General features: G+C 68.9%; 8 protein-coding genes. 5 read left to right on the top strand and 3 right to left on the bottom strand.

Features of this window, described 5'->3' with window-relative positions:
- Positions 1 to 290: 290 nt before the first annotated feature.
- Together C667_RS18030 and C667_RS25810 are read left to right on the top strand one after the other, a co-directional pair.
- The gene (locus tag C667_RS18030; protein ID WP_004373803.1) at positions 291 to 1,556 is read left to right on the top strand and encodes a TIGR02270 family protein; all 1,266 of its coding nucleotides are present in this window, start codon (positions 291 to 293) and stop codon (positions 1,554 to 1,556) included.
- Positions 1,556 to 1,720, top strand: coding sequence for a hypothetical protein (locus tag C667_RS25810; RefSeq protein ID WP_157302402.1), 165 nt, complete (start codon positions 1,556 to 1,558; stop codon positions 1,718 to 1,720). The genes C667_RS18030 and C667_RS25810 overlap by 1 nt, the downstream gene beginning before the upstream one ends.
- Before the next feature lie 55 nt (positions 1,721 to 1,775).
- Here the strand turns inward: C667_RS25810 and ppk2 are convergent, their stop codons facing one another.
- Entirely contained in the window at positions 1,776 to 2,582 is an 807-nt protein-coding gene (gene ppk2 / locus C667_RS18025; RefSeq protein ID WP_004373802.1) for a polyphosphate kinase 2, read from the bottom strand.
- 179 nt (positions 2,583 to 2,761) lie between these two features.
- The gene (locus C667_RS18020; protein ID WP_004373801.1) at positions 2,762 to 3,265 is read right to left on the bottom strand and encodes a hypothetical protein; all 504 of its coding nucleotides are present in this window, start codon (positions 3,263 to 3,265) and stop codon (positions 2,762 to 2,764) included.
- A 182-nt stretch (positions 3,266 to 3,447) separates the two neighbouring features.
- Between C667_RS18020 and tagH the strand changes: the two genes are divergently transcribed.
- The 3 genes from tagH to C667_RS18005 are packed head-to-tail and all read left to right on the top strand — an operon-like array spanning position 3,448 to position 6,814.
- Positions 3,448 to 5,484: a type VI secretion system-associated FHA domain protein TagH gene (gene tagH, locus C667_RS18015; RefSeq protein WP_083881356.1), complete on the top strand. Its 2,037-nt coding sequence runs from the start codon at positions 3,448 to 3,450 to the stop codon at positions 5,482 to 5,484.
- Entirely contained in the window at positions 5,481 to 6,251 is a 771-nt protein-coding gene (locus C667_RS18010) for a PP2C family protein-serine/threonine phosphatase (RefSeq protein ID WP_004373799.1), read from the top strand. The genes tagH and C667_RS18010 overlap by 4 nt, the downstream gene beginning before the upstream one ends.
- Positions 6,252 to 6,277: 26 nt before the next feature.
- Positions 6,278 to 6,814, top strand: a complete 537-nt coding sequence (locus C667_RS18005) for an OmpA family protein (RefSeq protein ID WP_004373798.1) — start codon at positions 6,278 to 6,280, stop codon at positions 6,812 to 6,814.
- Positions 6,815 to 6,886: 72 nt separating this feature from the next.
- Here the strand turns inward: C667_RS18005 and C667_RS18000 are convergent.
- A partial coding sequence (locus C667_RS18000; RefSeq protein WP_004373797.1) for a DUF4384 domain-containing protein occupies positions 6,887 to 7,534 on the bottom strand: 648 nt, incomplete at its 5' end.

Genomic DNA, 7,534 nt, shown 5'->3' with positions numbered 1-7,534 from the left:
AGCGCAAGGGGGCGGCGTGGGATGACGGAGTACGGGAGCGCATGCTGGGATCAGATCGATATGCTAGGCGAGTGCGGAGGCCCTAGTAACCAGCCGCGGCTCCCAATTAGGGGACAAGGCGACAAGGGACAGGCAACGACTCCCGAAGCACACACGTGGATAATTCCGCTAATGAAATCGCGGTAATAGGGAAAATTGGGGACAGACCACGCTTTCCCCAATCGGCAGAAAATCATTCCAGTCATGCAACAACTGAACAACCGCGGACGGGGGGCGTCGTACTTCGATCTATGCAAAGAAAATTTCCCCAGCCCCTCCTGGCGGTCGTTCGCCAGCACACCGATGAAGCTGCGCACCTTCGCACCGTACGCTCCGTGTTGGTCGCGGCGCCGCATGTAAAGCTGCACCACTTGCGGCGGCTGGATGATCGGATTGCCGCTCATCTCGACGGCTTGGTGGTGGCGGGCGAATGCGGTTCGCAGCTCTGCGATGCGGCGCTCGAGTCGCCGGGCACGGGCGAGATGTTCTGTGCCGCCATTCGCGCCCTCGACGAGCGCAAGGACGAAGGTCTCGACAAGGTGCTGGCGATCGCGGCCGCGTTGCCCGAGACGCTTACAGGTCTCGTCTCGGCCTTGGGTTGGGTTTCTGCGCCTGGCCTGAAAGGGATCGTGAGCGGCTTGCTGACCAGTTCGGACCCATTCCGGCAGCGCATCGGGATTGCCGCCTGCGCCCTGCATCGGGTGGATCCCGGTCCGCCGCTGGTGAGTTTGGTCGCCTCCACCGAGCCGGCATTGCGCGCCCGCGCAATGCGGTGTGCCGGCGAGCTGGGGCGAGTCGACCTGCTGCCGCTCCTCGTCTCCGCCCTCCAGGACAAAGACCCCGAGTGCCACTTTCGCGCGGCACAGGCGGCCCTGTTGCTCGGCGATCGCCGAACTGCCCTGGCAGCGCTCCGGGATGTGGCGCTGCAGCCGGGTCCGTTCCGCCTGCAGGCACTTGCGCTTGCGCTTTTTGCTGCGGAGACCACGTTTGCGTACGAGCTGCTGAAGCAGGTGGCCAGCCAGCGCGAAGACGTGCGTCTGCTGATCCGCGCCGTGGGCCTGGCGGGGGATACGGCGCGCATCCCGTGGCTGGTTGGCCTGATGTCCGACGACAAGCTCGCGCGCCTCGCGGGCGAGGCCTTCAGCTTCATCACCGGGGCGGATCTCGCCTGGCTCGACCTCGAGCGCAAGCCCCCCGAAAATGTCGAGCCCGGCCCCAGCGACAATCCCGAGGACGAGGACGTGTCGATGGACGAGGACGACGGCCTGCCCTGGCCCGATCAGGCCAGGGTGCAGGCGTGGAGGGCGGCGAACTCGCAGCGCTTCCAGCCGGGCATACGCTATTTCATCGGTGCCCCCCCTTCCTGGGAGCACTGCCTGCAGGTGTTGAAGGACGGCTACCAGCGCCAGCGTGTCGCCGCCGCGCACTACCTCTGCCTGCTGCGGCCGGGCACGCCCTTGTTCAACTGCGCCGCGCCGGCGTGGCGGCAGGAGCGCTTGCTGGAGAGGATGAGCTGATGTTCGAGCCGAGAAACCTCTTCCCCGTCATTGCGCTGGTCTTTCTGCTGTTGGCAGTCGCGCGCAGGTCGAGGGCGCGGGGAAGGGCGGACCGTGCCGCGCGCACCTGGCTCTGGATGGCGCTGATCTTCGGGCTCGTGTCGGTGTGGTTGCGCCTGTCGTAGTCGCAGGGCGCAGCGTTGCATGTCTCGACGATCGAACGGCTGCCATCCCGCCCGATCATTTTGCCAGCATGCCGCTCGTCAGATGCGCCTCGTCGTACGCGAACACGACCTCCGGGTTCGGCAGCACCAGGTCGCGGTCCTTGCCGTCGTAGTGCAGGCGCATCAGCAGGTCCTTGATCAGGTTGATGCGGGCGAGTTGCTTGTTCTCGGCGCGCACCACGGTCCACGGGGCGGACAGCGTGTGTGTGCGGGCGAACATCTCGTTGCGTGCCTGGCTGTAGTCGGCCCAGTGCTTGAGCGCTTCGGCGTCGATCGGGCTCAGCTTCCATTGCTTGAGCGGATCCTTGCGCCGGTCGCGCAGGCGCTTCTTCTGCTCCGCCTGGCTGATGTCGAGGTAGTACTTGAACAGCTTGATGCCGGAGCGCACGAGCATGTGCTCGAAATCGGGGGCGGTTTCCATGAACTCGTCGTATTCCGCCTCGCTGCAGAAGCCCATGACGCGCTCGACGCCGGCGCGGTTGTGCCAGCTGCGGTTGAAGAGCACGAATTCCTGGCAGGCGGGCAGGTGGGGCACGTAGCGCTGGAAATACCAGGTGCCGCGGTCGCGGTCCGACGGCCGGCCGAGCGCAACCACGCGGGTTTCGCGCGGGCTCAGGTGCTCGATGATGCACTTGATCGTGCCATCCTTGCCGGCGCCGTCGCGACCTTCGAGGATGACGAGGATGCGGTCGTTGCACTGGATGAAATGGCGCTGCAGCTTCACCAGCTCGATCTGCAAGGCGCGCAGGGTTCTCTTGTAGTCTTTCCTGTCGATGGACAGGGCCTCGGCGACCACGATGGCGCGGCTTGGCTGCTTGTTCATTTCGTTGCTCGACAAGAAGTGTGAAGTAGGACGGAGGAGAGGATCCTGCGGGGTTGCCTGCCGAGCAGGACCCGCTGCTTGGAATCCTGGCCTGGCGCACCACCGGACAGCCGGGGGAGTTCCTGGTCGCCGCGATCCCGGCCATCGGGTTCTGTCCTGTATCGAATGCGCGGCCGGCCTCAGGCCGTTGCCGACCATTCTGCAAGACGTCGATCGAGGACATCGAAATCCCCAACCGCGTACACCGCGAGGATTGGCGCTGCCGCCCCCGACGCCTCACGGCTGGCGACGAGGGAATGGAGTAGTTTCACCACGTTGAAATCGGTGGGTACGATGCAACCGTCGCTCCCGCGCGCCCCGCGACCGTGGATCGCAAATCCGGCGCGGCCGCGCATCCGGTTGTCTGCATAGGGGATCAGGCGGATCCAGTTCGCCCGTTTCTCATGGGTACGCAGGGTGTAGAGACCCATGATCAGCGGCCCGCCGGCGCGCTTGCCCTGCTTCTTCACCGAGGTGAGATAGGGATTGTTGGCGAGAATCGGATTCTCCGCGCCCGGAGCCTTGCTGCCGGCGCGTCCGCCGGAGACGGCATGCGCGCTGATCGAAACACCGTCGATTTCGCCGTTGAGCGTCTGCTCGAGAATATTGAAGCCGAGATCGGCGCCCATGTTCTTGTAATACATCTCCCCTTCCTCCCTGGAAAACGGCAAGGGCCGCCGCGCGCGCCCATGGCCGGCGAAGCAAGCGTGGCGCTGCATATGGCAGACAGTTTCTTCATAGCACCGCACCGCGTCGTCCGCGAGGTCGGCAGCGCTGTATTACGCCCGAGCTCCATCCGCAGTCCCGCGCAGGGCGCTTCGCTTTCATGGAAGGAGCCCTTCCTGCTGTCTATGATGAAACCGTGGCTGCCCCGGCTCGCGTGCTGGGGCACGGCGGTTTTTTGGGGCATGCGGGAGGAATCGTGCAGATGATCCGGATCCGGGTACTTTCCCTCGATGGCTCGGCGCCGGCCCAGCCTGCGCAGGCCGAGTTCGACGAGGCCGGCGGCACCATCGGACGGGCCGAGAGCAACGACCTCGTGCTGGACGACCCGGATCGCCATGTCTCGCGCGTGCAGGCCCGGGTCGAGTGCGGCACGGCAGGTTGCCGGCTCACCAACCTCGGCACCAATCCGGTTGATGTTGACGGGCGCAGCCTGAGCACTGGGGAGCCGGCGGCGCTGCGAGCCGGTGCGCGCATCGTCATCGGTCGCTATGTGCTGGAAGCGCTCGACTTGCGCGAGGCGGCGTCCTCTTCGCCAGGTCCGGCCATGGCGGCCTCCGCGCCAGCCAGCGAGCCGGTCAGCGCGGCCAGTGATCCGCTCGGCCTGTTCGGTGCGGGGATCGGCCAAGCTCGTGCGGACGACCCGTTCGCCGAATTCCTCTCGCCTCCACCGAGTGCGCCGACTGTGCCACCGCGCGCTGCGGGGAACTCCGCGGCTCAACCCGGCGGAGTGACGAACGCCGCTGGCGGTTCCGTCGGGTCCATGCGGGGCCCCGCGACGGGCGCTCGCCCGCTGATCCCCGACGACTTCGATCCCTTCGCCGAGCCGATGGAGCCGCCGCCCGCGGCGCGTCCCAGCCCGCCGCCTGCGCTGGACGAGCTCGGTTTCGGCGCGCGCGGCCCCGAGATCGGGGAGGCGGGCATCAGCACGATGTTCGGGCTCGGGCCGACGAAACGCGACCCGGCGCTCGATCCCTTCGCGGGGACCCCGCTCGCCGAACCCGCGGCTGCGTCGTCCGCCGCGGCACAGGCTGCGGCCGCGGTACCGCTCGATCCGCTGGACGCGATGTTCGACGCACCGGCGAAGCCTGCACCGGCCGCGCCCTTGCCGGACCATGTACCCGAACTCGACGGCAGCTTCCGGCCGCCGGCCGCGGCTCCGAATGCCCCGCAGGACGCCTTCCTTTCCTGGGATGCCGAACGGTCTCCGGCCGTTTCATCGGGCGCACCGGCAGCGCGGCAACGGGGCGAAGTGCAGTTCCGCGACGCTGCGGCTGCGATGGCGCCGGTTGGCGAGCCGGCAGCGACTTCGGGCACGGGTGCGGGTGCGCCGCAACCTCCGCCGGGTGCGCCGCAACCGCCGGCTGACGTGCACCTCGAAGCCTTGGGCGGGGCCGGCCCGTCGGTGCCGGTTGCGCAGGCCTCGAGCAGTGCGCCCGCGGTCGTGGCGGCCCCCGCGCGGGCGGGGATCGTGCCGTCCACTCCGCCCACGGCCAGCGCGCCCCGCAGTGACGAGTCCGCCGCGTTGATGCGAGCCTTCCTCTCCGGTCTGGACATCTCCGACCCGGGGCTGCCGGCCCAGCCCAGCCCCGAATGGATGCAGGCCATCGGCCGCCTGCTGCGCGAGGCCACGCAGGGCACCCTGGACCTGCTGCTGGCGCGCGCGGTGGTCAAGCGCGAGGTGCGCGCCGAGGTGACGATGATCGTCAGCCGCGGCAACAATCCGCTCAAGTTCTCGCCCAACGTCGAGGTTGCGCTGTCCCACCTGCTCGCGCCGCGCGGGCAGGGCTTCCTGTCTCCGGTCGAGGCGATGCGCGACGCCTACGGGGATCTGCGCGCACACGAGTTCGGCTTCATGGCCGGGATGCGGGCGGCGCTCGCAGGGGTGCTGGAGCGCTTCGATCCGCAGGCGCTCGAGGCCCGGCTGAGCGAGCCGTCCATGCTCGACAACCTGGTGCCGATCAATCGCCGTGCGCGCCTGTGGGGCCTGTACACCGAGCTCTATCGCGAGATCGCGCGCGAGGCGGAGGACGACTTCCAGGATCTCTTCGGAAAGGCCTTCCTGCAAGCCTACGAGGAGCAGGTGCGACGCATGGAAGCCGGGGAAAAGGATGAGGACGGAGGGACGGCCGGATCATGAAGCTCGATATCGCGGTGCTGTCGCGCACCGGGGGGCGCCCGACCAACGAGGATGCCTGCGGCTACTGGACCTCGGATGCGGCGGGCTGCTGGGTGCTGGCCGACGGGGCGGGCGGACACGGCGCGGGCGATGTGGCGGCGCGCTGCGTGGTCGCCTCGGTGCTGCGCGGCTTCGCCTCGGCGCCCGACAGCACGCCGGCGGCGCTGTCGCGGCTCATCGCGCAGGCCAACGCCGACCTGCTCGGCGCCCAGCAAGAGGCCAGGGGCCAGCGCGACATGCGATCGACCGTGACCGTGCTCGCGGTGGATCGCAGCGGCTGGCGGGCGAGCTGGGCGCACGTCGGGGATTCGCGCGTGTATGGGTTTCGTGGTGGTCGCCTGCGCCTGCAGTCGCGCGACCATAGCGTGGTGCAGGATCTGATCGACGCGGGGCTCGGCGACCCCTCGATGCTGCGCAAGCACCCACAGCGCAGCGTGCTGCTGGCCGCGCTGGGCAGCGCCGAGGCGCCGCGCCCAGAGTTGTCCGCGCAGCCCGAGCGCATCGTCGACGGCGACGTCTATATGCTGTGCAGCGACGGCTTGTGGGAATACGTGGAGGAGGCCGAGATGGAAGACAGCCTGCGGCGCAGCGAATCGGCGCAGGGCTGGCTCGAGGCGCTCGAGCGCGGGGTGCTGGGCCGCGCGCGCCGCGGCCACGACAACTACAGCGCGATCGCGGTCTGGATCGGCGATCCTGCCGAGGTGACCCGCTTCGCGGCACGAAGCTGAACCGACAACAACACAGGAGAGAGATCATGAAGATGCGTTTCCCCACCCGCTCGGGCGTCGTCCTGACGATAGCGGCGATGCTTGCGCCCGTGGCCCTGGCGCAGCCGGTGCTGCGCGGCGGCGAGATCACCGAAGACCGCCTGATCGATGCCTTGACGCCCGGGCCCGACGAGGTGCGCACGCGCAGCATCCGTGTAGAGCGCGAGGCGCCGACGGCGAAGAAGGGGGCGGCCTCGTTGCTGATCACTTTCGAGACCAACTCGGCGCGCTTGAGCTCCTCGGCCGAGCGCTCGCTCGATGTCGTGGCGCGTGCGCTGCAGGCCGATCGCCTCGCCGCCTTCAACTTCTCGGTCGAGGGGCACGCCGATCCGCGCGGCGGCGCTGATTACAACCTGCGCCTGTCGCAGGCCCGCGCCGAGAGCGTGGTCGAATACCTCGCCGGGCGCCACGGCATCCCGCGCGACCGCCTGCGCCCGATCGGCAAGGGCCAGACCGAGCTCGCCAACCCCGGGCGCCCGACCGCGCCCGAGAACCGCAGGGTGACCATCAAGACGCTGCAGTGATGCGGCGCTCGAAGGGGCTCGAACGTGCCGTGGCCGGGGAGTCGATCCCCGCCAGGGAGGGGCGTTCCGCACTCAGCGTCGGTCGGGGGCGATCTCGACGATCGTGAAGCTGGCCGCGCCGTAGGCGTCGGGGCAGGAACGTCCGGTATCGGGACACGAGGGGGTGCCGATGAAGGGAGACTGCGTCCCGCGATGCTCGGCCGCCACCTGTGAAGCACGCTCGGGCGGAAACTCGCCGAAGGGATCGACCTCGACCAGGCCGCTCGCCGAGAACTCGCGCGGCCGTTCGCTGACGATCGCGATCAGGTGGTTGGTGCCCGGCGGCCCGGCGGCCGTCATGCGCCAGCCGCTACGTGGCAGTTCGATCGACGTATCCGCGCGTACGCGGTTGTCGCGGTCGATCGCGTTCGGGAAGAGCTTGTAGAAGTGGCCGTCTGTGCCGAGCATCAACACGTACAGGTAGCCCGCCGCGCTGGAGCGCACGCGAAAGCTCAGGCGGTCGATACCGATGCGGACCTGCGGATTGGCGAGGCCGATGCCGACGCTGCGCAGCGGGTCGCGCTCGCGGTGGATGCGCTCGATCTCGGCGAGCGGTGAGTAGGGTGGAACGACCGGCGGGACGACCGCAGGCGCGGTCGGCGGCTCGGCGAGGGCGGGCGGCTCGGCGAGGGCCGGCGGCGCGGGCGTCGTGCGCTCGGGGACCATGGGGGCGCGGGCCTC

It is taken from the genome of Thauera phenylacetica B4P, assembly GCF_000310225.1.
Classification (GTDB): Bacteria; Pseudomonadota; Gammaproteobacteria; order Burkholderiales; family Rhodocyclaceae; genus Thauera; species Thauera phenylacetica.
This window is presented reverse-complemented; position numbering and strand designations above follow the sequence as displayed.

Bases quoted from the DNA above. Each gene is read 5' to 3' on its own strand.
- tagH (WP_083881356.1), top strand. From the start codon at position 3,448: ATGGAAGGAGCCCTTCCTGCTGTCTATGATGAAACCGTGGCTGCCCCG.
- C667_RS18030 (WP_004373803.1), top strand. From the start codon at position 291: ATGCAAAGAAAATTTCCCCAGCCCCTCCTGGCGGTCGTTCGCCAGCAC.
- C667_RS25810 (WP_157302402.1), top strand. From the start codon at position 1,556: ATGTTCGAGCCGAGAAACCTCTTCCCCGTCATTGCGCTGGTCTTTCTG.
- C667_RS18005 (WP_004373798.1), top strand. From the start codon at position 6,278: ATGAAGATGCGTTTCCCCACCCGCTCGGGCGTCGTCCTGACGATAGCG.
- C667_RS18020 (WP_004373801.1), bottom strand. From the start codon at position 3,265: ATGTATTACAAGAACATGGGCGCCGATCTCGGCTTCAATATTCTCGAG.
- C667_RS18010 (WP_004373799.1), top strand. From the start codon at position 5,481: ATGAAGCTCGATATCGCGGTGCTGTCGCGCACCGGGGGGCGCCCGACC.
- ppk2 (WP_004373802.1), bottom strand. From the start codon at position 2,582: ATGAACAAGCAGCCAAGCCGCGCCATCGTGGTCGCCGAGGCCCTGTCC.